The following is a 26,302-nucleotide window of genomic DNA, read 5'->3' on the forward strand; positions in this document are numbered from 1 at the left end:
ACAATTATTGCATGAATATGAATACTACCCTAACTAAAGGCTGTCAACAGTGAAGATGAAATTACCTCCTTTTATTGAGCTCTACCGGGCGTTAATCGCCACCCCTTCCATCAGCGCCACAGACGCTGCGCTGGACCAGAGCAATGAGACGTTAATCAATCTACTGGCAGGCTGGTTCGGTGATTTAGGCTTCAAAGTCGAAGTGCAACCCGTGCCAGGAACACGCCATAAATTCAACATGTTAGCCAGTACCGGTGAAGGTGCAGGCGGGTTGCTGCTGGCGGGTCATACCGATACCGTTCCGTTCGATGACGGCCGCTGGACACGTGATCCTTTCACCCTGACCGAGCATGAAAATAAGCTCTATGGTTTAGGGACTGCCGATATGAAAGGTTTCTTCGCGTTCATCCTCGATTCATTGCGTGATGTCGATCTGACCAAACTGACTAAACCGCTGTATATTTTGGCGACCGCCGATGAAGAAACCACCATGGCCGGTGCCAGCTATTTCTCTAAAAATGCCAAAATTCGCCCTGACTGCGCGATCATCGGTGAACCCACGTCGCTCAAGCCGGTTCGTGCGCATAAGGGGCATCTGTCGAATGCAATCCGCATCACCGGTCAGTCCGGCCATTCCAGTGATCCGTCCCGCGGCGTGAACGCTATTGAACTGATGCACGAATCGATTACCCATTTAATGACGCTGCGCAATACGCTGAAAAGCCGTTACAACCACAGTGGTTTCGTGATCCCGTACCCGACCATGAACTTTGGTTATATCAACGGCGGCGACGCACCAAACCGTATTTGTGCCTGTTGTGAAATGCACATGGATATCCGCCCGCTGCCGGGTCTGACGCTGACCGACATTGATGGTCTGTTGAACGAGGCACTGGCCCCCGTCAGCGAACGCTGGCCGGGACGTATTGTGATTGAAGAACTGCATCCACCGATCCCGGGCTATGAATGTCCGCCGGATCACCCGCTGGTGCAGGTGGTCGAGAAATTACTGGGCGTGGAGACGGAAATCGTTAACTACTGCACCGAAGCGCCGTTTATTCAGGAACTGTGCCCGACGCTGGTGCTCGGACCAGGTTCTATCGATCAGGCACATCAGCCAGATGAATATATTGATACTGCGTTCATTAAACCGACTCGTGAGCTGATTTCTCAGGTTGTTCATCATTTCTGTTATCACTGATACTGAATGAAGGATTGATGAAGAAACAATCAGGGCGCTCACGGGCGCCCTTTGATACTGTACAAAAGGTGGATTAGCCAAACTGATATCGCCGCTGTTGTAATTAAATTTCAGCGACATCGCCAAAAAGACCATTTTTCACGTGAGTGTTCAGGGGTTTTTGGGTTAAAACATGTGCTGCATTTAAAAAGTATGGCCAGGTTGGCAGGGTGAACGGGGCAAGAATGCCTGACGGGTGAAAGTTATTTACAGAATATAAAAATTAAACGAGAGAACGGGTCAGAGGTAATATGAACGAACAATATTCCGCAATGCGAAGTAATGTCAGTACTTTAGGTAAATTGCTGGGCGACACGATCAAAGATACGTTGGGAGAGCATATCCTGGATCGTGTTGAGAAAATCCGTAAGCTGTCGAAATCCTCCCGTGCCGGAAATGACGCGGATCGACAGGAGTTACTGTCAACGTTGCAAAACCTCTCAAACGATGAGCTGTTGCCTGTTGCCCGTGCTTTTAGCCAGTTTCTGAATTTAGCCAACGTGGCTGAACAATATCACAGCATTTCGCCGCACGGCGAAGCGGCCAGCAATCCTGAAGCGCTGGCGCAATTGTTCGATCGTCTGAAATCCAAAAACCTCTCTGAGCAGCAGTTACGGGATGCCGTTGACCAGCTTTCTATCGAACTGGTGCTGACCGCACACCCGACAGAAATCGCCCGTCGTACGTTGATCCACAAACTGGTGGAAGTGAATAACTGCCTCAAGCAGCTCGACCATAATGATCTGGCCGATTACGAGCGCAAACAAATCATGCGCCGCCTGCGTCAGTTAATCGCGCAGTCATGGCATACCGATGAAATCCGCAAAAACCGCCCTTCTCCGGTGGATGAAGCCAAATGGGGTTTTGCGGTAGTCGAAAACAGCCTGTGGGAAGGCGTGCCGGCTTTTCTGCGCGAACTGAACGAACAGCTGGAAACCTCACTGGATTACAAAATGCCAGTGGAAGCCGTGCCGGTTCGCTTCACCTCCTGGATGGGTGGCGACCGCGACGGTAACCCGAACGTAACCGCCGATATCACCCGTCACGTGCTGTTGCTGAGCCGCTGGAAAGCGACTGATCTGTTCCTGCGTGATATCGCGGTGCTGGTGTCAGAACTGTCGATGACCGAATGCACACCGGAACTGCGTGAACTGGCTGGCGGTGCGGACATCATCGAACCTTACCGCGAAATCATGAAACAGCTCCGTTCGCAGCTGACCAATACTCAGGTGTATCTGGAAGCCCGTCTGAAAGGCGAGCGTGTTGCACGTCCTCACGATTTGCTGGTGAAAAATGACCAGCTGTGGGCGCCGCTTTACGCCTGCTACCAGTCATTGCAGGCCTGCAACATGGGCATTATTGCCAACGGCCAGTTGCTGGATACCCTGCGCCGCGTGCGCTGCTTCGGCGTGCCGCTGGTGCGTATCGACGTGCGTCAGGAAAGCACCCGCCACACCGACGCTATCGCAGAAATTACCCGTTATCTGGGTCTTGGCGATTACGAAAGCTGGTCAGAATCCGACAAACAGGCTTTCCTGATCCGCGAACTGAACTCAAAACGTCCGCTGGTGCCACGTCACTGGGAACCGAGCGCCAACACCAAAGAAGTGCTCGATACCTGTCAGGTGATTGCCGAAGCGCCGGAAGGCTCGATTGCAGCGTATGTCATCTCGATGGCGCGCACGCCGTCTGATGTGCTGGCCGTACACCTGCTGCTCAAAGAAGCCGGTTGTCCGTTCCCGATGCCCGTTGCGCCGCTGTTCGAAACGCTCGACGACCTGAACAATGCCGACGATGTCATGAAGCAATTGCTGAGCATCGACTGGTATCGCGGTTTCATTCAGGGCAAACAGATGGTGATGATTGGCTATTCCGACTCCGCAAAAGACGCGGGCGTGATGGCCGCATCGTGGGCGCAATATCGTGCGCAGGATGCTCTGATCAAAACCTGCGAGAAAGCCGGAATTGCCCTGACTCTGTTCCACGGACGTGGCGGTTCTATCGGCCGTGGCGGCGCACCGGCACAGGCAGCGTTATTGTCTCAGCCTCCGGGCAGCCTGAAAGGTGGCCTGCGCGTTACCGAACAAGGCGAGATGATCCGCTTCAAATTCGGTCTGCCGGAAGTCACCATCAGCAGTCTGGCGCTGTACACCTCTGCAATTCTGGAAGCCAACCTGTTGCCACCGCCTGAGCCGAAACAAGCCTGGGTGGATATCATGGAACAACTGTCTGACGTGTCCTGCAAAATGTACCGTGGCTACGTTCGCGAAAATAAAGACTTCGTGCCTTACTTCCGCGCCGCAACGCCGGAACAGGAACTGGCCAAACTGCCTCTGGGTTCACGCCCGGCGAAACGTAAAGCCAGTGGTGGCGTCGAAAGCCTTCGTGCCATCCCGTGGATTTTCGCCTGGACGCAAAACCGTCTGATGCTGCCAGCCTGGCTGGGTGCCGGTGCCGGTTTGCAGGCTGTGGTTGATGACGGAAAACGCGACGAGCTGGAAACCATGTGCCGCGACTGGCCGTTCTTCTCCACGCGAATCGGTATGCTGGAAATGGTGTTTGCGAAAGCTGACCTGTGGCTGGCGGAATACTACGATCATCGTCTGGTCGGCAAAGAATTGTGGCCGCTCGGTCAGCAGTTGCGCGATCAGCTGGCAAGCGACATCAAAGTCATTCTGGCGATTTCTAACGACGATCATCTGATGGAAGATTTGCCGTGGATTGCAGAATCCATCGCACTGCGAAACGTCTACACTGACCCGCTGAACGTCTTGCAGGCTGAATTGCTGCACCGTTCCCGCGAGCTGGAAAAAGACGGCAAGCAGGATGCCAACGTCGAACAGGCGCTGATGGTGACGATTGCCGGTGTGGCAGCGGGTATGCGTAATACCGGCTAGTTTTCGCTGACATCAGCCCAAGAAAAACCCGCGAATTCGCGGGTTTTTTGTATTCAGTGTCGGGCAAAAAGATTAAGCGCGAACCGGCACAGCGATGTCTGGACGCACACCCAGCGTGTGGCAAATCGCGTAACTCATTTCTGCACGGTTCAGGGTGTAGAAATGGAAGTCCTTCACGCCTTCGCGGCTGAGGATTTTCACCATGTCCATCGCGATATTGGCACCGACCATTTTGCGGGTTTCGGCGTCGTCATCCAGCCCTTCAAACTGGCTGTTCATCCAGTGCGGTACACGCACATTGGTCATCGTCGCAAAGCGGGTCAGCTGTTTGAAGTTAGACACCGGCAGGATGCCTGGCACGATTTCCACGTCAATCCCCTGACCGGCGCAGCGGTCGCGGAAACGCAGGTAACTTTCCACATCGAAGAAGAACTGCGTGATGGCGCGGTTCGCACCAGCATCGATTTTACGTTTCAGGTTAATCAGATCTGACTGCGCGCTTTTAGCCTCAGGATGCACTTCCGGATAGGCCGCGACGGAAATATCAAAGTCGCCCACTTCTTTCAGCAGATGCACCAGATCGGTGGCGTACATTTCCGGCTTGCCGCCGCCTGCCGGCAAATCGCCACGCAGAGCCACAATGTGGCGGATGCCACTGTCCCAGTAATCCCGCGCGATCTGACGCAGTTCATCGCGGCTGGCATCGATACAGGTCAGGTGAGGTGCCGCTTCCAGACCGGTACGTTCTTTAATGCCTTTGATGATGCTGTGTGTACGATCACGCTCGCCGGAGTTCGCGCCGTAAGTCACAGAGACAAACTTAGGCTTGAGGCTGCTGAGACGATCAATAGAGCTCCACAACGTATCTTCCATCTCGCTGGTACGAGGCGGGAAAAATTCGAAAGAAACGTTAATCTGACCCTGTAATTCAGCCAGATTCTGATTCAGCGCTTCGCGCTGGTTTGCGTGGAAAAAGCTCATAAACACTACCTCATGGATCACTGCGTTTTGATTATGGTTCGTCATGATGGACGTTTGGACGTCTAAACGTATAGATAGAAAATGACGGAAAGAGAACAAAGTGTCAACGTTAAAATGATGGCAGGGGATGATTAATCTTCACGCAAACTGAAAGAATTTCACGTTGCGAAAATGCGGCTGAGGGGAAGCTGAGGAAAGTTAGAGGTTTTTTACGCCTTCCCCTCATGAGAGGGGAAGGCGTAAGGAATTACAGAAGTTGCGTCAGACGATTAAGATCAGATTGCAACGCACCTGCGGTCACGTCACGTCCTGCACCCGGCCCGCGGATCACCAGCGGATTATCACGATACCAGCGACTTTCGATAGCGAACACGTTATCGCACGGCAGTAATGCGGCCAGAGGATGGTCGTCACGCACCGCTTCAACACCCACACGGGCTTTGCCATTGGCATCGAAACGGGCCACGTAGCGCAGCACCAGGCCCATTTCACGGGCGGCTTCCAGACGTTGCAGCATTTGCTGGTTCAGCGCCTCACCGTCTTCAAAAAACTGATCTACGGAACCGTTCGCGCAACTTTCCGGCACCAGAGATTCCACGCGAACCTGCGTCGGTTCGATGTCATACCCCGCTTCGCGCGCCAGGATCACCAGCTTGCGCATGACGTCCTGACCGGATAAATCATCGCGCGGATCCGGCTCAGTCAGCCCCTGCTGCCAGGCTAAATCCACCAGTTCGGTGAACGGCAGCGTGCCGTCAAATTGCAGGAACAGCCAGGACAATGTTCCCGAGAAAATGCCGCTGATGGCCAGAATGCTGTCGCCGCTTTCGCGTAAATCACGCACCGTATGGTTAACCGGCAAACCAGCGCCGACAGTGGCGTTATACAACCAGTGGCTGCCGGTTTTTGAAAACGCGTCGCGGATCTGACGGTATTTATTCGTGTCCGACGCGCCTGCCTGTTTGTTGGCACTGATGACATGGAAACCGTAGCTGGCGAAATCCAGATACTGATCGGCCAGTTCAGCGCTGGCGGTGACATCCAGAACCACTAAATCGTCATAAGGATGCGCGCGCATCCACAGGAACAGCGATTCTTCGTCATGCGCCTGCGATTCATCATCAAAGAAGGCCAGCGCACGGCTGGCGTCCAGCCCTTCATAATTGAGCAGACTGCGCTTGCTGTCGACCACACCGGCCAGCACAAACTCAAAACCGCTGCGGGCAGAAATATTCTTTTGTTCACGGGCGAACAGTTCCAGCCAGCGTGAACCGATATTGCCTTTACCAAACAGCATCAGACCGATTTGCTTTTCAGCACGGAACAACGTTTTGTGCAGCCCCTGAATCAGGTGCGCGGTCGGGCCGATACGCAGTACAGCCACCAGACTGATACCGTCTTCGGCCTGCCAGATAAACTCCACTGGCTGATCTTTCATTTCCTGATAAAAACGGTGGCTGTGCAGCGGATTCTTGCACACGCCCGCCCCGACCAGCGCCACCAGCGCCAGCCCTTCACGCAGGGTCAGACGCGCCGGAAGGGCTGCCTCTTCGAGAACCTGCAACGCGCTACCCGCCACTTCAGAGGTGTAGCAAAGTTGCAGCAGATTACGGTCAGGATGAATGCCGGTACACAGCGGTTTGATCTGCGCACGTTTAAGCAGCAGCTCAACATCTTTTTGTGCCAGACCAAAATCGTGGCCGGAAGGAATGACCATTTCGATCAGACAAATATCATCATGGCTGGTGACAATTTTCGCGCCGGTACCGGAAGCCAGCACGCGTTCAATACGCGTTGAGCCCTGCTCCGGCTGGTAACTGCAACGCAGTTGCAAATCAATATCGCTGCCGGAAACCGGCTGAAGGGTACGGGTGTGCAGAACCGGTGCCGCCAGACGCGCAAGTTCACTGGCTTCATCGAGACGCAATAACGGCAGCAGGCAGGCATCTTTCACTTTGCGCGGGTCGGCGCTGTAGACACCGGCCACATCACTCCAGATGGTCACACGGCTGGCATTAGCCAGTGCGCCAATCTGGGTGGCGGAATAGTCACTGCCGTTACGGCCAAGCAGTACGGTTTCACCCGCGTCACTGCGGGCGATAAAGCCGGTCACCACCAGATATTGCTGAGGATGCTGCGCGAGAAGTTGTTGCAGCAGCGGATACGAACGGCCTTCATCAACCTGAGGTTGCGCAGCGCGTTCAGCCCGCAGGAATTCACGGGCATCCAGCCAGGCGGCCGGTAATTCCAGCTTACACAGCACTGCAGACATCAGGCGTGCAGACCAGACTTCGCCGTGCCCGACGACTTCAGCATAAATTGCATCGGTCATTTTGCCGTCAAGCAAAACAGCCAGACGTTCGAGATCATGAATAAAAGAAGCAATAAGCGGTTCGGCCATTTCCGGCGGCAACAGACCAGTTATCAAATCACTCTGATAACGGCGCAAAGCCTGCTGAACCTGATGCGCAGAAATTCTGTCTGTCTGGCTGAGCTTCAGCCAGCTGATCAGCTGGTTGGTTGTGCTGCCAGCCGCCGACACCACCATCATGTCGCCCGGCTTCGCATACTCGGCCATAATGCCAGCGACACGCAGATAACACTTCACGTCGGCCAGACTGCTACCACCAAATTTGTGCAACTGACGACTTCCCGCCGGCGCTGCAACCGCTATTGCATTCATACTTACCTCGTTGCCACTGACTGGAATGCATTTTCCAGATCAGCAATCAAATCTTCGCTGTCTTCAAGACCTACAGAAATACGGAGCAAGCTGTCAGAAATCCCGGCGGCTTTGCGCGCTTCCGGCGCCATGCCAGCATGTGTCATGGTCGCGGTATGAGAAATCAGGCTTTCGACGCCTCCCAGTGATTCTGCGAGGGTAAATAACTTCAATTCTTTCAGGAAATGGCGCAACTGAGCTTCATCCCCGTTAAATTCAAAACTGATCATGGCACCAAAGCCACGTTGCTGGCGGCAGGCAATTTCATGTCCCTGGTTTTCCGGCAGCGACGGATGATACAGCTTTTTGACCTGCAATTGTTTTTGTAAATAAGCAACAATTGCCAGTGCATTTTCCTGTTGCTGTTTCACGCGAACCGTTAACGTGCGCAAACCGCGCAATAACAGATAGCTGTCAAAGGCCGCAGCGGTAACGCCAATGTTGTTCGCCCACCAGGCGAGTTCTGTCGCATGTTCTGCGGTCTTAGATATTACCGTACCGGCGACCACATCAGAATGCCCGTTCAGATATTTAGTACATGAATGGACGACTAAATCCGCACCAAGCTGCAATGGATTTTGCAACGCCGGACTCAGGAAGGTGTTGTCCACCACTGTCAGGGCACCGGCGGCGCGGGACGCGTCGCAAATCGCCTGAATATCCACCACACGCAGCAAAGGATTGCTCGGCGTTTCAATCAGCACCAGCTTCGGCTTTTCTTTCAGCGCATCGGCCAGCGCCTGTGGATCACCCTGATCCACAAACAGCACGCGATACGCGCCACGTTTGCTCAGGCTGTCGAACAACCGGTAACTGCCGCCGTAGCAGTCGTGCGGCGCAACCAGTAAATCGCCAGGTTTCAGAAAGACCGTACACACCAGATGAATGGCTGACATACCGCTGCTGGTCAGAACCGCACCGGCGCCGCCTTCCAGATCAGCCAGCGCACGCTGGACAACATCCCGTGACGGATTGCCGCGACGTGAATAGTCATGGGCTCTTGGCTGATTGAAATCTTCAAAGTTATAGGTACTGGAAAGGTAGATTGGCGGAACTACACAACCATATTGCTGATCATTGTTCAGGCCACTGCCCACGGCAATGGTGGCTTGCTTGTGCGTCATAATCGTTTCTTCCTGACGAATTGCGAAGGATGAGGATATAAAGAGTAACGTCCGGATTTATAGACGTCAATACATCTAGACATCTAAACTTCTTTGCGTATAGATTGAGCAACAGCGCAATACCCGCTAAAATTATGGCGTTAATGAAGATGTCAGGCAGATCTGTCGTGCCGGGAGACGTAAGCTCAAGGTAACAAAATGAACAGTGCCGCAGGGAAAAACGTGAAATGTCCCTGTTAAATTCCGACATTTACTTAGTGAGAACAGTGAAAATCGGGCATAATCACGCGGTTTTCAGAATTTTATTTTTTGATAAATTTAAGGTGTCCCATGGCTGAGTGGAACGGCGAATATGTCAGCCCTTACGCTGAACACGGTAAGAAAAGCGAACAAGTTAAGAAAATCACGGTATCCATTCCGCTGAAAGTCCTCAAAATTCTCACCGATGAACGCACCCGTCGCCAGGTAAACAACCTGCGTCACGCGACCAACAGTGAATTATTGTGTGAGGCTTTTCTGCACGCCTTCACCGGTCAGCCTTTGCCGAATGACGAAGACCTGCGTAAAGAACGCAGTGACGAAATACCGGAAGCGGCGAAGATCCTGATGCGTGAACTGGGTGTGGATCCTGATACCTGGGAATACTGATCGCAACATCGCAAAGATGTGCTGAAAGACCGTGCGGCTCCCGTCGCGCGTTTTTTCAGTATCTGCGCGAAGAAAGAGAGTGCGGGAACGGGCATTTTATCTGGCGGGACGTCAAACGACAGGTAACAAAAAAGGCGCCAAAGGCGCCTTTTTTTGCTCTCAAGCGAAGCTTATTTGCTGCCTGGAACGCTGAAACGCTTGTTGAAGCGGTCAACGCGGCCACCGGTAGCCACTTCACGTTGCTTACCAGTGTAGAACGGGTGGCATTCGCCACAAACGTCCAGGTTCAGATCGTGACCCACAGTTGAGTGAGTTTTGATAACGTTACCGCATGAGCAAGTTGCAGTAACTTCTACATATTTAGGGTGAATACCTTGTTTCATGGAAAACCTCTTCTTAAGGCCGCGTCGCTATCCAACCCTGTTCTGTCAGACACCACGCGTAGTGGATGATAGGCTTTGAGTACGAAATGCACCAAAGGCGGCGAATCATACAGAATCTCTGACAACCGCGCAATCATGTTCATGCATTTCGAAGGACACAGTGTACACTATCTCGTCATTTTTTTATAGTCTGGACCCCCAATGCCTGTTGCCCACGTTGCTTTACCCGTCCCGCTCGCCCGTACTTTCGACTATCTGTTGCCGCCTGATATGCAGGTTTCAAAGGGTTGCCGGGTCAGTGTGCCTTTCGGAAAACGCGACGCCATTGGCATCGTCACTCAGGTCAGCGACTTCAGCGAATTTGGCCTGGAGAAACTGAAACCGGTGCGGGAAGTCCTCGACAGCTCCAGTCTGTTTACCCCTGATCTGTGGCGCATCTTGTTTTGGGCCGCCGACTATTACCATTACCCGATCGGCGAAGTGCTGTTCCATGCGCTGCCGGTATTGTTACGTCAGGGGAAAGCCGCTGAGCTTACACCGCTGTGGCAATGGTTCGCCACCGAGGAGGGGCGCGCGACGCCGCTCGACAGTCTCAAACGTGCGCCAAAACAACAGCAGGCGATGGCAGCACTGATGCAAAAACCGTTGTATCGTCATCAGGTTGCCGATCTTGATCTTACCGATACGGCCCTGCAGGCATTACGAGCCAAAGGGCTGACGGATTTACGCAGTATTGCGCCCGCCACGCACGACTGGCGCCAGGATTTCTCGGTGATCGGCGAACGTTTACGACTCAATACCGAGCAGGCCACCGCCGTCGGCGCGATCCGCAGTGAAGATCAGCAATTTTCCGCCTGGTTGCTGGCCGGTGTAACCGGCTCAGGTAAAACCGAAGTGTATCTGAGCGTGCTGGAAAACATTCTGGCGCAGGGTCGGCAGGCGCTGGTGATGGTGCCGGAAATCGGCCTGACGCCGCAAACCATCGCACGTTTTCGCGAACGTTTCAGTGCGCCGGTGGATGTGCTGCACTCCGGCCTGAACGACAGCGAACGCCTCGCCGTCTGGCTGCGGGCGCGCAATGGCGAAGCGGGCATCGTCATTGGCACCCGTTCATCGCTGTTTACACCGTTTGCGCGCCTCGGCGTCATTATCATTGATGAAGAACACGACAGTTCTTATAAGCAGCAGGAAGGCTGGCGCTATCACGCCCGTGATCTGGCGGTGTACCGCGCTCACGCTGAAAATATCCCGATTATTATGGGCTCGGCAACCCCGGCGCTGGAAACGCTGCACAATGTTGAACTGGGGAAATATCGTCAGCTCAAACTGACCAAACGTGCCGGAAATGCCAAACTCGCCCGTCAGAATTTGCTGGATTTAAAAGGGTTGCAGCTGAAAGTCGGGCTGTCTCAACCGCTGATCCAGAAAATGCAGGAGCATCTGAAAGCCGATAATCAGGTCATGCTGTTCCTCAACCGCCGCGGCTATGCGCCTGCCCTGCTTTGCCATGAGTGTGGCTGGATAGCCGAATGTCAGCGCTGTGATCACTATTACACTCTGCACCAGAATCAGCGTCAGTTACGCTGCCACCATTGTGACAGTCAGCGCGCCGTGCCGCATCAGTGTCCGCATTGCGGCTCAACACAACTGGTCTCGGTCGGCGTCGGTACAGAACAGCTGGAAAACGAACTGGCGCCGTTGTTCCCGGATACGCCAATCACGCGCATTGACCGCGATACCACCAGCCGGAAAGGTTCGCTGGAACAACACCTGAATGAAGTCCATCGTGGCGGCGCACGTATTCTTATCGGCACCCAAATGCTGGCAAAAGGGCACCACTTCCCTGATGTTACGCTGGTGTCATTGCTGGATGTCGACGGCGCGCTGTTCTCGGCAGATTTCCGTTCTGCCGAGCGCTTTGCCCAGCTTTATACGCAGGTTTCAGGCCGTGCCGGACGTGCAGGCAAACAGGGTGAAGTCGTATTGCAAACTCACCATCCCGAACATCCGCTGTTACAGGTGCTGTTGCAGCAGGGCTACGACGAGTTCGCCAGACAGACCCTGGCGGAGCGCAAAAGCGTCTTCCTTCCTCCTTATACCAGCCACATTATGATCCGCTCGGAAGACCACGATAATCAGCAATCTGCGCTGTTCCTTCAGCAGTTACGTAATCTGCTCGAATCCAGTCCGCTGAAAGATGATTCGCTGTGGATCCTGGGGCCGGTTCCTGCCTTACAAGCCAAACGCAGCGGACGTTTCCGCTGGCAGCTTTTATTGCAGCATCCTTCACGGCGCGTTTTGCAGCATCTGATCAAAAGCTCTCAGCCGCTGATTTCAAGTCTGCCGCAAGCCAAAAAAGTGAAATGGACACTGGATGTCGATCCGATTGACAGCTGATTCCAAAAGCGAATTTGCGTGAATAGTCAGGTTTTTTGCGTGATGCATCGAAAAAAGCATCTGGGTCACACTTTTAATGCAAATTAGGTAACAAATCCTACTCACATTCTGTTTAGAATGTGATGAGCTACACATCATGCGTAGCCAGGTGAGGAATGTTGATGTTGTTGTCTCAGTTTGATGCTGTTGCAAGGAGAGAGACGTTGGAGCACAAGAAAGAATTACCCGCCGCAACAATGAAAGATGTGGCTGAACAGGCAGGCGTTTCAACAGCAACCGTATCCCGTGCATTAATGAATCCGGAGAAAGTCTCCGCCGCGACTCGCCAGAAAGTTGATCAGGCCGTCATGGCCGTCGGTTATTCTCCTCATGCCCTGGCCCGCAACCTGAAGCGTAATGAATCACGCACTATTTTGGTGATCGTCCCCGACATCTGCGATCCGTTTTTCGCCGATCTGATCCAGGGGATCGAGCGCACGGCCGCCGAAAGCGGTTATCTGGTGTTGATCGGTGATTGTGCTCAGCAAAATCAGCAAGAGAAAACCTTTATCAATCTGATCATTACCAAGCAAATTGACGGTATGCTGCTGCTCGGCTCTGATTTACCTTTCGATGCCAGCAAAGAAGAACAACGCAATTTGCCACCGATGGTGATGGCGAATGAATTTGCGCCGGAACTTGAACTGCCGACAGTCCACATTGATAACCTGACGGCCGCGTTCGAAGCTGTGCATTATCTTCTCAAGCTGGGGCATCACCGTATTGCCTGCATCGCCGGGCCAAAGCATATGCCATTGTGCCAGTACCGTTCACAAGGTTATGTGCAGGCGCTGCGCCGCAACGGACTGAGCGTCGAGAGCAAGCTGACCATTCATGGTGATTTCAGCTATGAATCGGGGGCGCAAGCCGTCACCGAGTTGATGGCCCTGCCCGTGCCGCCGACGGCGATTTTCTGCCACAACGATGTGATGGCGATTGGTGCCATGTTCCAGGCGAAAAAAATGGGTCTGCGCATTCCGCAGGATTTGTCGGTTGTCGGCTTCGATGACATCAAGGCCAGCCAGTATACCGATCCTCCGCTGACGACCGTTGCGCAGCCGAGATTCCAGCTTGGCCGTCAGGCCATGTTATTATTACTTGAGCAGTTACAGGGAAATCCGGTACAAAACGGTTCGCTGCTGCTTGATAGCGAGCTGGTGGTGCGGGAAAGCACTGCTGCCCCAAAAGCGTGAGTCCGATTTTATGCTGTTCAACAGTTTTAATTTCAGTAAATGTTCAGGGTTGAGTAACATGACGCACTTCTTCATTCATCACGACACAGCGAAACGATAGTGGCACAAAGAGACTATGTAAGCCGTGGGCGCTCAGGAGCGCGGCGGAAAAGTACCAGCCGGAGTAAAAAACGCAGTTCCACAACGATCTCCAAAACCATGGTGGTGTTAGCCGTTGCGGTACTGGTGGTGTTTGTCGGTGGCCTCTATTTTATTGCGCACAATAAACATGAAGAAGCGACAGTGTTGCCGACGCACGCTGTCCGTCCGGGTAATGGATTGCCACCTAAGCCAGAAGAACGCTGGCGCTACATTAAAGAACTGGAAAACCGCCAGATGGGCGTCACCACGCCGACAGAACCGACGGCGGGCGGACAGGTCGAATCCAAAACACAACTGACGCCTGAACAGCGCCAGCTTCTCGAACAGATGCAGGCCGATATGCGCCAGACACCAACACAGTTGTCTGAAGTGCCGTATAACGACCCGAATCAGGCCACGCAGGCACCGGCGCATACTCAACGTCAGGTTCAGCAACAGCAGCCGACGTACGCGCAGCAGCAGCCGGTAACTCAGCCGCGTCAGGTTCAGCCACAGCCAACGTATACGCCGCAAACGCAGCCGGTACGTGCGCCTCAGGCCCAGGTGCAAACGCAACCCGTTCAGCCAAAACCGAAGCCGCAAGTGAAAGAGCCGGTGAAAGAAGCACCGAAACCGCAACAGCCAGCCACCATTACCCAGGCTGAGCCGGAAAAACCGAAAGCACAGGAAAAAACCCAGCGCTTTGTGGTTCAGTGCGGTTCGTTCAAAGGATCTGAGCAGGCGGAATCCCAGCGCGCCAAGCTGGCATTCGAAGGTTTTGAAGGCCGGATCACCACCGGCGGTGGCTGGAGTCGCGTCGTCATCGGCCCGTACAACAGCCGTTCTGGTGCTGACAGCACACTATCGCGCCTCAAAGGCGCTGGCATCTCCGGTTGCATTCCCGTCGCAACCGGGGGTTGAAAACCCGTAATCCTTCCCCAATCTATACTTTCAATATGCCCCGTAAGTTTGTGAGACACGTTCAGTGTCCCGCAAACCTGCGGGGATCTTTTCCGTCTGCAACGAGGAACCGCTCGTGACAACAATTGTAAGTGTACGCCGCAACGGCAAGGTCGTTATCGGTGGTGATGGCCAGGCCACATTGGGAAATACCGTCATGAAGGGCAACGTCAAAAAAGTACGTCGCCTGTATAACGACAAAGTGATCGCGGGCTTTGCTGGCGGCACGGCTGATGCCTTCACGCTGTTTGAGCTGTTCGAACGCAAACTGGAAATGCACCAGGGTCATCTGGTGAAAGCCGCCGTTGAACTGGCAAAAGACTGGCGTACCGACCGCATGTTACGCCGTCTGGAAGCCCTTCTGGCCGTGGCCGATGAAAACGCCTCGCTTATCATCAGCGGTAACGGTGACGTTATCCAGCCTGAAAACGATCTGATTGCCATTGGTTCCGGTGGCCCGTATGCCCAGGCTGCTGCACGCGCGTTGCTGGAAAACTCCGAGCTTGAAGCGCGCGACATCGTCGAAAAATCGCTGAGCATCGCCGGTGACATCTGCATCTACACCAACCAATTCCACACTATCGAAGAATTGTCTTCTAAAGCGTAAGGATCGAAAATTATGTCTGAGATGACCCCGCGCGAGATCGTCAGCGAGTTAGACAGTTACATCATTGGCCAGGATAAAGCGAAACGCGCCGTGGCTATTGCTTTGCGTAACCGCTGGCGCCGGATGCAGCTTGATGAAGCGCTGCGCCACGAAGTCACCCCGAAAAATATTCTGATGATCGGTCCGACCGGTGTCGGTAAAACCGAAATTGCCCGCCGTCTGGCGAAGCTGGCTAACGCGCCGTTCATCAAAGTAGAAGCGACTAAATTCACGGAAGTCGGTTACGTCGGTAAAGAAGTGGATTCCATTATCCGCGACCTGACCGATTCCGCCGTAAAAATGGTGCGCCTGCAATCTATTGAGAAAAACCGTTATCGTGCTGAAGAACTGGCCGAAGAACGTATTCTGGATGTGCTGATCCCGCCAGCGAAAAACAACTGGGGACAACCTGACGAAGCGCAGGAACCTTCTGCTGCACGCCAGAACTTCCGCAAAAAACTGCGTGAAGGCCAGCTCGACGACAAAGAGATTGAAATCAGCCTGGCATCCGGCCCGATGGGCGTGGAAATCATGTCCCCTCCGGGTATGGAAGAAATGACCAATCAGTTGCAGTCGATGTTCCAGAGCATGGGTGCTCAGAAACAGAAACCGCGCAAACTGAAAATCAAAGAAGCGCTGAAGCTGCTGATCGAAGAAGAAGCCGCGAAACTGGTGAACCCGGAAGATCTGAAAGAACAGGCAATCGAGGCCGTTGAGCAACACGGCATCGTGTTTATCGATGAGATCGACAAAATCTGTAAACGTGGCGGCCAGAGTTCAGGCCCGGACGTCTCCCGCGAAGGTGTTCAGCGTGACCTGCTGCCTCTGGTGGAAGGCTGTACGGTGTCTACCAAGCACGGCATGGTGAAAACCGATCACATTCTGTTTATCGCTTCCGGCGCATTCCAGACGGCCAGCCCGTCAGACCTGATCCCTGAGTTGCAGGGTCGTCTGCCTATTCGTGTGGAACTGCAGGCGCTGTCGACTGAAGACTTCGAACGCATACTGACCGAGCCAAGTGCTTCGCTGACTCATCAGTACAAAGCATTGATGGCGACCGAAGGCGTAACCATTGATTTCACCGCTGACGGTATCCGCCGTATTGCGGAAGCCGCATGGCAGGTGAACGAAACCACCGAGAACATAGGTGCGCGTCGTCTGCATACCGTTCTGGAGCGTCTGATGGAAGATATCTCTTACGATGCCAGCGAAAGCAACGGTATCTCCATAAACATTGATGCAGATTATGTTAGAAGCCACCTTGACCAGCTGGTAGCTGATGAAGATCTGAGCCGTTTTATCTTATAATTTGCTCATACGTTCCGAAAGTGATCTTCAGGGAGGCGTTTGCCTCCCTGATTTTTTTAGATTTCGGACTGATTCTTCACCTGAGAAATCACCTATGAGCACAATCACGCCTTTCACTCCGACAACCCCCGCCCGCGCCTGGCTCGAAAGCCTGCGCCCGAAAACCTTGCCACTGGCGTTTGCTTCTATCGTTATGGGTTCTGCCATTGCCAGCCTGCAAGGCGTTTTCCATCCGCTCATTGCACTACTGGCGCTGCTGACTGCGGGCTGTTTGCAAATTTTGTCAAATCTGGCGAATGACTATGGCGATGCCGAGAAAGGCAGTGACACGCCGGAACGCGTCGGGCCCTTACGCGGCATGCAAAAGGGCCTGATTACCGCCGGGCAGATGAAGCGCGCGATTATCCTGACCATCGCGCTGACCCTTATCTGCGGTACTGCGCTTATTGCCGTGGCCTGTCATAAGCCCAGTGACGTGGTCGGGTTTCTGATCCTCGGCTTGCTGTCGATTGGCGCCGCCATTACCTATACCGTCGGCACACGACCTTATGGCTACATGGGACTTGGCGATATTTCCGTGCTGATCTTCTTCGGCTGGATCAGTGTCGCAGGGACGTTTTATTTACAGGCAGGCTATTTCGACTGGATCGTAATGCTTCCGGCGACGGCGACAGGTTTGCTGTCCACTGCGGTACTCAATATCAATAATTTGCGCGATATCGAAACCGACAGCGCCAACGGCAAGAATACCCTGGCGGTTCGCCTCGGGCCGGTTAACGCACGACGCTATCACGCCATCATTCTGACCGCCGCCGTGCTGTGTCTGGTGATTTTCTCCGCCCTGCACCTGCCTCACTGGACCGGCTGGCTGTTTATCCTGGCGCTCCCAATGCTGGCAAAACATCTGATGCGGGTGATGAAATCGACAACATCCACTGAAGTCCGCCCGTTGCTGGAACATATGGTAAAAACCGCGTTGCTGACTAACGTCTTGTTTGCAGTGGGTCTGTTGCTCAATTGAGTAAAGTTGGCCTGATGTGCGTTTATCAGGTCACTTTTCACATTTAACAATTGATGATTTTGCCAACATCCGCCGGAAAGGGATATACTGAACACTCATGCAGCAACCAGATGAAATCCTATGAAATACGATACTTCCGAACTTTGCGACATCTACCATGAAGAAGTGAATGTCGTTGAACCCTTGTTCTCCAACTTTGGCGGCCGTACTTCATTTGGCGGGCAAATCACCACCGTGAAATGCTTCGAAGATAATGGCTTGCTTTATGACCTGCTGGAAGAAAATGGCCGTGGCCGTGTATTAGTGATAGATGGTGGCGGTTCTGTTCGTCGCGCACTGCTGGATGCCGGACTGGCACGCCTTGCATTGCAAAACGAATGGGAAGGCATCGTGATTTACGGTGCAGTCCGTCAGGTTGATGATCTCGAAGAGCTGGATCTGGGTATCCAGGCGATGGCGGCTATCCCGGCTGGCGCAGGCAGTGAAGGGATTGGCGAAAGCGACATTCGTGTCAATTTCGGCGGCGTCACCTTCTTCTCCGGCGACCATCTTTATGCCGATAATACCGGTATCGTGCTGTCCGAAGACCCGCTCGATATTGAGTGATTTCCTTCTGAGCACAACAAAAAAGGACGCCTTGGCGTCCTTTTTTATTTGGAATATGAAGTAATTAAACTTCTTCCATTTTTCCCAACAATGCACGCAGACGATCCTGCCATACGTGTTGTTCTTCTTTCAGCTGCGCATTTTCACGCACCAGAGACTCATGGTTGCCGCTGGCTTGCTGAACTTCCTGAGACAGGGTGTTGTTCTGCTCTTTCAGTTCTTCGATTTCCATCTGCAACAGAGTAATGGTATCAATCGCTTGCTGAACTTTAGCTTCTAATTTCTCAAATACTTCAAATGACATTTTTCGGTCCCCTTATGTTCGCAAGGCGCACATCTTATGTTCTGCCGCATCGTCCGGACACGGCTCAAAAATTCCTGCACTCCGTCGATTTTTATAACGAATTCATCAGAGAATTGCGCAAAACCAGCGTGTGTCTTAACGGGTGATTGTATGTAGCCAGCTTTGTTCTGTCTACCCGCAACCCCTTTATCCACGCAGTCTGTTGCAATTTAACAGCGCCGGGTATCAGGAAATGCTTAAAAAGCAGCGTCACACACCAGAAATACTGTTTAATGCCGAATAACCTTAGCCGCTGCGCGGGAAGGCATGTTGATGTTCGTTTGTCACAAATGGCGGCTGAAAATGTTAAATCATGGACTTTTTGCGCTGCATCAAGTTCCAGCAATACGCGAAATCGCTCATTTTTATGACGCGACACACAAAATTTGATTTCGCTATTTCTCGTTTATGCTCGTTAACGATAAATTCACATTACGTTCTCATTTAATGATGAACGCCAAAATCCGATTACGTTGACAAACGACATAACAGAAAAATTATAACTAACCATTAACATCATCCTTAGCAGGATCAAACTATGAGCCAAACCATGAGTTCCACATTAAAAGGTCAGTGCATCGCTGAGTTTCTGGGTACCGGGCTTATCATTTTCTTTGGTGCGGGCTGTGTCGCAGCAATGAAACTTGCCGGGGCAACCTTTGGCCAGTGGGAAATCAGTATTATCTGGGGTCTGGGTGTGGCAATGGCCATCTACCTGACTGCCGCCATCTCCGGCGCACACCTGAATCCGGCGGTGACCGTCGCACTTTGTTTGTTTGCAAACTTTGAAGGACGCAAAGTTCTGCCTTACATCATTGCGCAGGTCGCGGGAGCTTTCTGCGCCGCCGCACTGGTCTACGGCCTTTACTACAACCTGTTCTTCGATTTTGAGCAAAGCCACAACATGGTGCGCGGCAGCGTCGAAAGTCTGGATCTGGCCGGTATTTTCTCTACCTATCCAAACCCGCACATCAGCGTATTGCAGGCGTTTCTGGTAGAAACGGTGATTACGGCCATTCTGATGGCGCTGATCCTCGGCCTGACCGATGACGGCAACGGCATTCCACGTGGTCCGCTGGCGCCATTGCTGATCGGTATCCTGATCGCGGTTATCGGTGCCTCCATGGGGCCACTGACCGGATTCGCCCTGAACCCGGCACGTGACTTTGGTCCGAAAGTCTTCGCCTACTTCGCTGGCTGGGGCAAGGTTGCCTTCACCGGCGCGCGCGATATTCCTTATTTCCTGGTGCCGATTTTTGGCCCGCTGCTCGGTGCTTCTCTGGGTGCCATCGCGTATAAAGCGCTGATCGGCCGCCATTTGCCAAATCAGATTAATGAGCCGGCAGAAGAAAAAGCACCTCAGCCATCCAAACAGCGTAAGGCCTGATCGGCTAAACTGTTCCACAGCTTACTCATTCGCAGGATGAATATTATGTCAGCAGATACGACTCACGAAAAAAAATACATTGTTGCACTCGACCAGGGTACAACCAGTTCACGCGCGGTAGTGCTGGATCACGATGCCAATATCGTCAGCGTGTCACAACGCGAATTCACCCAGATCTACCCTAAGTCAGGCTGGGTTGAGCACGACCCGATGGAAATCTGGTCATCGCAAAGCTCGGTGCTGGTGGAAGTGCTGGCGAAAGCCGACATTAACTCCGATCAGATTGCCGGTATCGGTATCACCAACCAGCGCGAAACCACCATCGTGTGGGAAAAAGAAACTGGCAAGCCAATCTATAACGCGATTGTCTGGCAATGTCGCCGAACTGCTGACATCTGCGAAAAACTGAAAAAAGACGGTCTGGAAGAATACATTCGCCATAACACCGGCCTGGTTATCGACCCTTACTTCTCCGGCACCAAACTGAAGTGGATCCTCGACAACGTTGAAGGTTCTCGCGAACGCGCTAAACGCGGCGAACTGCTGTTCGGCACCGTCGACACCTGGTTGGTCTGGAAAATGACGCAGGGACGTGTTCACGTGACGGATTACACCAACGCTTCGCGTACCATGCTGTTCAACATCCATGATCTGCAATGGGATGAGCGCATGCTGGAAGTGCTGGATATTCCACGTGAAATGCTGCCGGAAGTTCGCTCTTCTTCTGAGATTTACGGCCAGACCAACATTGGTGGTAAAGGCGGTACGCGTATTCCTATCGCTGGCATCGCAGGTGACCAGCAGGCGGCGCTCTATGGTCAGCTGTGTGTACAACCGGGTATGGCGAAAAACACCTACGGCACTGGCTGCTTCCTGCTGATGAATACCGGTACTGAAGCGGTCGCCTCTAAAAATGGCCTGCTGACTACCATCGCCTGCGGCCCGCGCGGCGAAGTCAACTACGCGCTGGAAGGGGCTGTGTTTGTCGGCGGTGCGTCCATTCAGTGGCTGCGTGATGAACTGAAGCTGATCAGCGACGCAACTGACTCCGAATATTTCGCCATGAAAGTGAAAGACACGAACGGCGTTTACGTAGTGCCTGCCTTTACCGGCCTCGGCGCCCCTTACTGGGATCCGTATGCCCGCGGCGCAATCTTCGGTCTGAGCCGTGGTGCGAACAGCAACCACATCATCCGCGCGACGCTGGAATCTATCGCTTACCAGACCCGCGACGTACTGGATGCCATGCAGGCAGACTCGGGCGCTCGTCTGCAGGCACTGCGTGTGGACGGCGGTGCGGTGGCCAACAACTTCCTGATGCAATTCCAGTCAGACATTCTTGGCACCCGCGTTGAGCGCCCTGAAGTGCTGGAAGTCACCGCGCTGGGTTCTGCTTTCCTGGCAGGTCTGGCCGTCGGCTTCTGGAACGACCTGGAAGAAGTGCGCAGCAAAGCGACCATCGAACGTGAATTCCGCCCAAGCATTGAAACGACGGAACGTAATGTCCGCTATAAAGGCTGGCAAAAAGCGGTGGCACGCGTTCGTTCGTGGGAAGATCACGACGAGTAATCGCCAGATATTATCACCAACACCCCTTTCTGAAACTCCCCATCCGGGGAGTTTTTTTATGCACCTTTCCCGTTGTGCTAAAATCTGCGCCACAGATGAGCCTCGCCTCACCGACCTCTTTTTTTCTTTCTACAGGCTTTCCAATGAAACGTGAATTAGCAATCGAGTTCTCCCGCGTGACCGAAGCTGCCGCGCTCGCCGGTTACAAATGGCTGGGTCGTGGCGATAAAAACCTTGCCGATAACGCTGCCGTTCAGTCCATGCGCATCATGCTCAATAAAGTCGATATCGACGGCACTATCGTGATTGGCGAAGGGGAGATTGATGAAGCGCCGATGCTGTATATCGGTGAAAAAGTCGGTACCGGCAACGGCGACGCGGTGGATATCGCGGTCGATCCTATTGAAGGTACACGCATGACCGCCATGGGCCAGTCCAATGCGCTGGCTGTGCTGGCAGTTGGCGACAAAGGTTCGTTCCTCAATGCACCCGACATGTACATGGAAAAGATCGCCGTCGGGCCGGGTGCCAAAGGCGCGATTAATCTCGAACTGACGCTGGCAGAGAATCTGGCCAATATTGCTAAAGCGCTGGATAAACCGCTGACCGAACTGACCGTCGCTGTTCTGGCAAAACCCCGTCACGACGACGCCATCCGCGAAATGCTGGCGTCAGGCGTGCGTGTGTTCGCATTCCCGGACGGCGATGTGGCGGCGACAATCCTGACCTGCATGCCGGAAAGTGAAGTGGATGTGCTGTATGGCATCGGCGGTGCGCCGGAAGGCGTGATTTCCGCTGCGGTGATCCGTGCGCTGGATGGCGATATGCAGGGCCGTTTGCTGGCGCGTCATGATGTGAAAGGCGATACACCGGAAAACCGTCGTATCGGCGAAGAGGAGCTGGCGCGCTGTAAAGCGATGGGGATCGAGGCCGGTAAAGTGCTGCTGCTGGATGATATGGCGCGTAACGATAACGTGATTTTCTCCGCGACCGGTATTACCAAAGGCGACCTGCTGGAAGGCATCAGCCGTCAGGGAAACATGGCGACCACCGAGACGCTGCTGATCCGCGGAAAATCCCGCACCATTCGCCGTATCCGCTCGACCCATTACCTCGACCGAAAAGACGCTGCGCTGCACGAATTTATTATCTGATCAACTTCCTTCCGGTCATCAAAAAGCAGGGCCATCAGCGCCCTGCTTTTGCACCATCAGGCAGTATGTCCTTCATGCTGGCTACGGTTCGACATCGGCCACCAGCACAGTAAAATCAGCAATGCCATCGCAAACATCAGTAACCCGAGGCTGAACTGACCAGTTTGCGGCAACATCGCCGACATCCATGCCACCAGTCCTGACCCCATATTCTGCAATCCGCCAACCAGCGCACCGGCCGCGCCCGCCAGATACGGGAAAGGCTCCATTGCACCGGTGGTCGCCAGCGGGAACAACATGCCAGCGCCAAAGAAAAACAGCGAAGCCGGCACCACCAGCGTCCAGATATTCATGATACCCAGCCAGCCAGGGATCCACATCGCCAGACCGGCCAGCAGACAACTGATGACCGAATGCCACATCAGTTGCTGGAAACTTTTCTCCGCCCGCCCGGCATACCAGGCACCAAAGAAGGCAGCAGGGATCGGCAGGATAAACAGTACGCTGACCATCACACCGCTCAGCCCGAGGACACCGCCCATCAGCACACCGCAACTGGCTTCAAACACCGCCACACCGGCCAGTGCACCGACCAGCATCACCAGATAGCGGCTGAAATTGGCGTCGGCCAGTAATAAACGCAGGCTACCCAGCATGTTGCGCGGCGGATGGTCGGCAGTGAATTCCGGACGAGTTTCCGGCAACCAGCGGTACATCGAAAACGCCACACCGGCGCACAGAATCAGCAGGAAACCAAAACTGGCCCGCCAGCCTAACCACGCTGACAGTGCGCCACCAATCACCGGCGCCAGCAGCGGGCTGATCAGAATGCCCATGTTCAGCAGGCTGTTGGCATGGCGCAACGCGCCGCCACTGTAGAGATCACGCGGCATGGTTCTCGCCATTACGCCCGCCACACCGGTGCCCAACCCCTGAATGGCTGCAAAGGCGATCAGCATATTCAGGCTCGTTGACATCATCGCGCCCGCCGCACCAATCAGGAAAATCATCAGGCCGGTGAGGATCACCGGTTTACGGCCAATATTATCGGAAAGCGGGCCGTAAACCAGTTGCGAGCCGCCGTATGTCAGCAGATAGGCTGCCATCACCCGCTGTACCGCGCCCGGTTTCACGGCCAGACTGGTGGCCATGTCCGCGATATTCGGCACATAAATGGTTTGTGCCATTTGCCCGACAGCCACCAGCAAAATGAGCATGATAAGCAGGTGGATATTTTCCAGATTTTTCATTTTTCAGTTCATTATCAAATAAGATTGGAAAAGTGCAGAACAAATAACCAGTAAATTCAGCCAGGACTACAGCGGCGCATAAGTTAACAAATTAATATGAATAAGCGAGTGTTGTAGGAAACTCTTCTCAACCTGTACTGGCAGCAGCGGGAACCACATGTGTAACGCAGGGTGTACGAAAATCGATATTGGCTAACGGGTGATGAACAGGCTGATAACATTTAACCGATACGGGATTCGGAAAATTTGAAATAAAATCAGGACATAATTTTGCAATTCATATTTCTCACTACATGAAGAAATCAGAAACCACGGGAGTTTTTTATGGCTGATTGGGTGACAGGAAAAGTCAAAAAAGTTGAGCACTGGACAGACAATTTGTTCAGCATCACGGTCAATGCGCCCATCGATCCTTTTACCGCTGGCCAGTTCGCCAAACTTTCGCTGGATATTGACGGCGAGCGGGTGCAGCGCGCGTATTCCTATGTAAACCCACCCTCCAGCGGCGAACTGGAGTTTTATCTGGTGAATGTGCCGGAAGGAAAACTCAGCCCGCGGCTTCACGTGATGCAGCCCGGTGACGAAATCAACATCACCAAAGAAGCCGCCGGATTTTTCGTGGTTGAAGAAGTGCCTGAATGCGCGACCCTGTGGATGCTGGCAACCGGTACCGCTATCGGGCCGTATCTGTCTATTTTGCAGGAAGGCATCGGACTGGAGCGGTTCAAGAATATTGTTCTGGTTCACGCGGCACGCTTTGCAGCGGATCTCAGCTATCTGCCATTAATGCAGCAACTGCAACGCCGTTATGAGGGCAAACTCCATATCCAGACCGTGGTCAGTCGCGAGGAGATTTCCGGTTCGCTGACCGGTCGCGTGCCTGCGCTGATTGAAAGTGGTGCACTGGAAGCGGCTGTCGGCCTTAAGATGCTGGCAGAGGACAGCCACGTGATGTTGTGCGGCAATCCGCAGATGGTTCGCGATACCCAGCAAGTACTGAAAGACACGCGGGGTATGCGCAAACATCTCAAACGTAAGCCTGGCCATATGACCAGCGAGCATTACTGGTAAGTCTGTTACCGCGAAACTAGCGGAATTTAACGTCGTCCGGTTCCGGGCCAAAGCGATTTGCGCCCGGTGTGCCGGTAAAACCGCCGCAGTCGATCAGCAACATGATGAAAATCACTGATGGCGCGAGCCGGCCCAGAACCCAGCTCCACGTCTGCGGCATCGCCGCTGCCCAGTTACCCGCCACCAGCATCCACGCCAGCACAAACAGCAGCGCCCACCAGGCCGATTTATTGCGGTCATGCAATCTTTTCACCAACACTGCGGCAGTCGGCCACAGTAAAACCACCAGCGCGAATCCGGCGGACTGATAGGTAATCCATTCCTGTGCGGCAAAAAAGAAATCAACCACCATCAGAATCAACCAGCTAACCATCCAGAGCCAGAAATCGCGGCGGCCCAGGCGGCCGTTAAAAGAAAACAGTGCATGCTGTAACGTCATTGGCAGTCCGTTCCGTAAAGTACAAGGGGAGTAAAATATTAAAACAGGCGGAGTGTAACTCACGGGCAGCGATGACGAGAATCTTTACGCACTCCTTTTGACATTACCCCCCGTTCCCCGCTTTAATCGGACTGTTGAAACAAAATAAGAAACGCCCTATGACTGTTGCTCAATCCTTATTACGACTGGCGCTGCCCGCGCTGCTTATGCTCGCTTGCCAGAATAGTGCACTCGCCGATCCGCCGGTCGATCACTCTGGCGCAGAGGAGATGCCAAAAGCCCCTTACCTGCTTGCTGGCGCACCCACCTTTGAAACGACGCTGATCAATTTTCGCGCCAAATACAATGAAGCCAATCCGACCCAGCAGATTGGCGAGTTCCGGTCGATCAGTGATAAATCTCCAAACAGTTCCCTGACCCGCGCTGCCAGCAAGATTAATGAAAACCTGTATGCCTCGACCGCACTGGAAAAAGGCACCGGTAAAATCAAAACGCTGCAAATCACCTATCTGCCGATTCAGGGGGCTGAAGAAAAGGCCGCACGCACGCTGGCGATAAGCTATATGGCTAACCTGATGCGTCAGTTCGACGCCACATTATCCACCGAGCAAAGCGTGGCAAGAGTCGCTTCTCTGATCGAAAAAGGAAAAGGTCAGCAGTTTTATAAGCAGGAGGTAGGCGCGGTGCGTTTTGTCATTTCAGACAATGGCGAAAAAGGACTGACATTCGCCGTTGAGCCGGTCAAGCTGGCGCTTGCTGAGCCGTGAGATGACGGTTTTTAATGACAAAAAGCAAAGCCTTTAT

22 protein-coding genes are annotated in these 26,302 nt (G+C 53.5%); 15 read left to right on the top strand and 7 right to left on the bottom strand.

What is annotated here, in order from left to right; all coding sequences use genetic code 11:
• Positions 1–49 precede the first annotated feature (49 nt).
• Entirely contained in the window at positions 50–1,201 is a 1,152-nt protein-coding gene (gene argE / locus HGO41_RS17440; protein WP_041673179.1) for an acetylornithine deacetylase, read from the top strand.
• Between the two features lie 290 nt (positions 1,202–1,491).
• Positions 1,492–4,137, top strand: a complete 2,646-nt coding sequence (ppc, locus tag HGO41_RS17445; RefSeq protein WP_013577573.1) for a phosphoenolpyruvate carboxylase — start codon at positions 1,492–1,494, stop codon at positions 4,135–4,137.
• 72 nt (positions 4,138–4,209) lie between these two features.
• On the opposite strand, the gene metF is transcribed toward ppc, so the two are convergent.
• The 3 genes from metF to metB all read right to left on the bottom strand — a co-directional run bounded on the left by metF (position 4,210) and on the right by metB (position 8,964).
• Positions 4,210–5,118 (bottom strand): methylenetetrahydrofolate reductase, encoded by a 909-nt coding sequence (gene metF / locus HGO41_RS17450; RefSeq protein ID WP_013577574.1) that lies wholly within the window; start codon positions 5,116–5,118, stop codon positions 4,210–4,212.
• Between the two features lie 247 nt (positions 5,119–5,365).
• Entirely contained in the window at positions 5,366–7,801 is a 2,436-nt protein-coding gene (locus HGO41_RS17455; protein ID WP_013577575.1) for a bifunctional aspartate kinase/homoserine dehydrogenase II, read from the bottom strand.
• 2 nt (positions 7,802–7,803) lie between these two features.
• Positions 7,804–8,964, bottom strand: coding sequence for a cystathionine gamma-synthase (metB, locus tag HGO41_RS17460; protein ID WP_013577576.1), 1,161 nt, complete (start codon positions 8,962–8,964; stop codon positions 7,804–7,806).
• A 330-nt stretch (positions 8,965–9,294) separates the two neighbouring features.
• On the opposite strand from metB, the gene metJ reads away from it, so the two are divergent.
• A complete protein-coding gene (gene metJ / locus HGO41_RS17465) occupies positions 9,295–9,612 on the top strand; it encodes a met regulon transcriptional regulator MetJ (RefSeq protein ID WP_004392248.1) in 318 nt (105 codons plus the stop codon).
• A 170-nt stretch (positions 9,613–9,782) separates the two neighbouring features.
• Here metJ and rpmE read toward each other — a convergent pair whose 3' ends face one another.
• Positions 9,783–9,995: a 50S ribosomal protein L31 gene (gene rpmE, locus HGO41_RS17470; RefSeq protein WP_013577577.1), complete on the bottom strand. Its 213-nt coding sequence runs from the start codon at positions 9,993–9,995 to the stop codon at positions 9,783–9,785.
• A 201-nt stretch (positions 9,996–10,196) separates the two neighbouring features.
• Here rpmE and priA point away from each other — a divergent pair, with 201 nt between their 5' ends.
• The 7 genes from priA (at position 10,197) to rraA (ending at position 18,285) form a co-directional block, all read left to right on the top strand.
• Positions 10,197–12,392 (top strand): primosomal protein N', encoded by a 2,196-nt coding sequence (gene priA, locus HGO41_RS17475; RefSeq protein ID WP_015690597.1) that lies wholly within the window; start codon positions 10,197–10,199, stop codon positions 12,390–12,392.
• Between the two features lie 203 nt (positions 12,393–12,595).
• Positions 12,596–13,624: a DNA-binding transcriptional regulator CytR gene (gene cytR / locus HGO41_RS17480; protein WP_041689037.1), complete on the top strand. Its 1,029-nt coding sequence runs from the start codon at positions 12,596–12,598 to the stop codon at positions 13,622–13,624.
• Positions 13,625–13,723: 99 nt separating this feature from the next.
• The gene (gene ftsN / locus HGO41_RS17485; protein WP_071823634.1) at positions 13,724–14,665 is read left to right on the top strand and encodes a cell division protein FtsN; all 942 of its coding nucleotides are present in this window, start codon (positions 13,724–13,726) and stop codon (positions 14,663–14,665) included.
• Positions 14,666–14,780: 115 nt separating this feature from the next.
• A complete protein-coding gene (gene hslV, locus HGO41_RS17490; RefSeq protein WP_015690599.1) occupies positions 14,781–15,311 on the top strand; it encodes an ATP-dependent protease subunit HslV in 531 nt (176 codons plus the stop codon).
• A gap of 12 nt (positions 15,312–15,323) precedes the next feature.
• On the top strand, positions 15,324–16,658 hold the full coding sequence (gene hslU / locus HGO41_RS17495; RefSeq protein WP_013577582.1) for an ATP-dependent protease ATPase subunit HslU: 1,335 nt from the start codon (positions 15,324–15,326) through the stop codon (positions 16,656–16,658).
• Between the two features lie 94 nt (positions 16,659–16,752).
• A complete protein-coding gene (locus HGO41_RS17500; protein WP_013577583.1) occupies positions 16,753–17,679 on the top strand; it encodes a 1,4-dihydroxy-2-naphthoate polyprenyltransferase in 927 nt (308 codons plus the stop codon).
• 120 nt (positions 17,680–17,799) lie between these two features.
• Positions 17,800–18,285 (top strand): ribonuclease E activity regulator RraA, encoded by a 486-nt coding sequence (rraA, locus tag HGO41_RS17505; protein ID WP_013577584.1) that lies wholly within the window; start codon positions 17,800–17,802, stop codon positions 18,283–18,285.
• A gap of 64 nt (positions 18,286–18,349) precedes the next feature.
• Here the strand turns inward: rraA and zapB are convergent, their stop codons facing one another.
• The gene (gene zapB / locus HGO41_RS17510; RefSeq protein ID WP_013577585.1) at positions 18,350–18,589 is read right to left on the bottom strand and encodes a septal ring assembly protein ZapB; all 240 of its coding nucleotides are present in this window, start codon (positions 18,587–18,589) and stop codon (positions 18,350–18,352) included.
• A gap of 577 nt (positions 18,590–19,166) precedes the next feature.
• On the opposite strand from zapB, the gene HGO41_RS17515 reads away from it, so the two are divergent.
• The 3 genes from HGO41_RS17515 (at position 19,167) to glpX (ending at position 22,738) form a co-directional block, all read left to right on the top strand.
• Positions 19,167–20,015 carry an MIP/aquaporin family protein gene (locus tag HGO41_RS17515; protein WP_013577586.1) on the top strand — a complete coding sequence of 283 codons (849 nt, stop codon included), beginning with the start codon at positions 19,167–19,169 and terminating at the stop codon, positions 20,013–20,015.
• Between the two features lie 45 nt (positions 20,016–20,060).
• The gene (glpK, locus tag HGO41_RS17520) at positions 20,061–21,584 is read left to right on the top strand and encodes a glycerol kinase GlpK (RefSeq protein WP_013577587.1); all 1,524 of its coding nucleotides are present in this window, start codon (positions 20,061–20,063) and stop codon (positions 21,582–21,584) included.
• 143 nt (positions 21,585–21,727) lie between these two features.
• Entirely contained in the window at positions 21,728–22,738 is a 1,011-nt protein-coding gene (gene glpX / locus HGO41_RS17525) for a class II fructose-bisphosphatase (RefSeq protein ID WP_013577588.1), read from the top strand.
• A 56-nt stretch (positions 22,739–22,794) separates the two neighbouring features.
• Here the strand turns inward: glpX and emrD are convergent, their stop codons facing one another.
• Positions 22,795–23,988 (bottom strand): multidrug efflux MFS transporter EmrD, encoded by a 1,194-nt coding sequence (gene emrD / locus HGO41_RS17530; protein ID WP_112152573.1) that lies wholly within the window; start codon positions 23,986–23,988, stop codon positions 22,795–22,797.
• Between the two features lie 324 nt (positions 23,989–24,312).
• On the opposite strand from emrD, the gene fpr reads away from it, so the two are divergent.
• A complete protein-coding gene (gene fpr, locus HGO41_RS17535; RefSeq protein WP_112152574.1) occupies positions 24,313–25,059 on the top strand; it encodes a ferredoxin--NADP(+) reductase in 747 nt (248 codons plus the stop codon).
• Between the two features lie 16 nt (positions 25,060–25,075).
• Here the strand turns inward: fpr and HGO41_RS17540 are convergent, their stop codons facing one another.
• Positions 25,076–25,498, bottom strand: a complete 423-nt coding sequence (locus HGO41_RS17540; RefSeq protein WP_013577591.1) for a DUF805 domain-containing protein — start codon at positions 25,496–25,498, stop codon at positions 25,076–25,078.
• 158 nt (positions 25,499–25,656) lie between these two features.
• Between HGO41_RS17540 and HGO41_RS17545 the strand changes: the two genes are divergently transcribed.
• A complete protein-coding gene (locus HGO41_RS17545) occupies positions 25,657–26,265 on the top strand; it encodes a DUF1454 family protein (RefSeq protein ID WP_013577592.1) in 609 nt (202 codons plus the stop codon).
• The last annotated feature ends 37 nt before the right edge of the window (positions 26,266–26,302 follow it).

Source organism: Rahnella sp. CG8, assembly GCF_023701875.1.
In the GTDB taxonomy this organism is placed as follows: domain Bacteria; phylum Pseudomonadota; class Gammaproteobacteria; order Enterobacterales; family Enterobacteriaceae; genus Rahnella; species Rahnella aceris.

Bases quoted from the DNA above. Each gene is read 5' to 3' on its own strand.
- ppc (WP_013577573.1), top strand. From the start codon at position 1,492: ATGAACGAACAATATTCCGCAATGCGAAGTAATGTCAGTACTTTAGGT.
- metF (WP_013577574.1), bottom strand. From the start codon at position 5,118: ATGAGCTTTTTCCACGCAAACCAGCGCGAAGCGCTGAATCAGAATCTG.
- HGO41_RS17455 (WP_013577575.1), bottom strand. From the start codon at position 7,801: ATGAATGCAATAGCGGTTGCAGCGCCGGCGGGAAGTCGTCAGTTGCAC.
- metB (WP_013577576.1), bottom strand. From the start codon at position 8,964: ATGACGCACAAGCAAGCCACCATTGCCGTGGGCAGTGGCCTGAACAAT.
- metJ (WP_004392248.1), top strand. From the start codon at position 9,295: ATGGCTGAGTGGAACGGCGAATATGTCAGCCCTTACGCTGAACACGGT.
- rpmE (WP_013577577.1), bottom strand. From the start codon at position 9,995: ATGAAACAAGGTATTCACCCTAAATATGTAGAAGTTACTGCAACTTGC.
- priA (WP_015690597.1), top strand. From the start codon at position 10,197: ATGCCTGTTGCCCACGTTGCTTTACCCGTCCCGCTCGCCCGTACTTTC.
- hslU (WP_013577582.1), top strand. From the start codon at position 15,324: ATGTCTGAGATGACCCCGCGCGAGATCGTCAGCGAGTTAGACAGTTAC.
- HGO41_RS17500 (WP_013577583.1), top strand. From the start codon at position 16,753: ATGAGCACAATCACGCCTTTCACTCCGACAACCCCCGCCCGCGCCTGG.
- rraA (WP_013577584.1), top strand. From the start codon at position 17,800: ATGAAATACGATACTTCCGAACTTTGCGACATCTACCATGAAGAAGTG.
- zapB (WP_013577585.1), bottom strand. From the start codon at position 18,589: ATGTCATTTGAAGTATTTGAGAAATTAGAAGCTAAAGTTCAGCAAGCG.
- HGO41_RS17515 (WP_013577586.1), top strand. From the start codon at position 19,167: ATGAGCCAAACCATGAGTTCCACATTAAAAGGTCAGTGCATCGCTGAG.
- glpK (WP_013577587.1), top strand. From the start codon at position 20,061: ATGTCAGCAGATACGACTCACGAAAAAAAATACATTGTTGCACTCGAC.
- glpX (WP_013577588.1), top strand. From the start codon at position 21,728: ATGAAACGTGAATTAGCAATCGAGTTCTCCCGCGTGACCGAAGCTGCC.
- emrD (WP_112152573.1), bottom strand. From the start codon at position 23,988: ATGAAAAATCTGGAAAATATCCACCTGCTTATCATGCTCATTTTGCTG.
- fpr (WP_112152574.1), top strand. From the start codon at position 24,313: ATGGCTGATTGGGTGACAGGAAAAGTCAAAAAAGTTGAGCACTGGACA.
- HGO41_RS17540 (WP_013577591.1), bottom strand. From the start codon at position 25,498: ATGACGTTACAGCATGCACTGTTTTCTTTTAACGGCCGCCTGGGCCGC.
- HGO41_RS17545 (WP_013577592.1), top strand. From the start codon at position 25,657: ATGACTGTTGCTCAATCCTTATTACGACTGGCGCTGCCCGCGCTGCTT.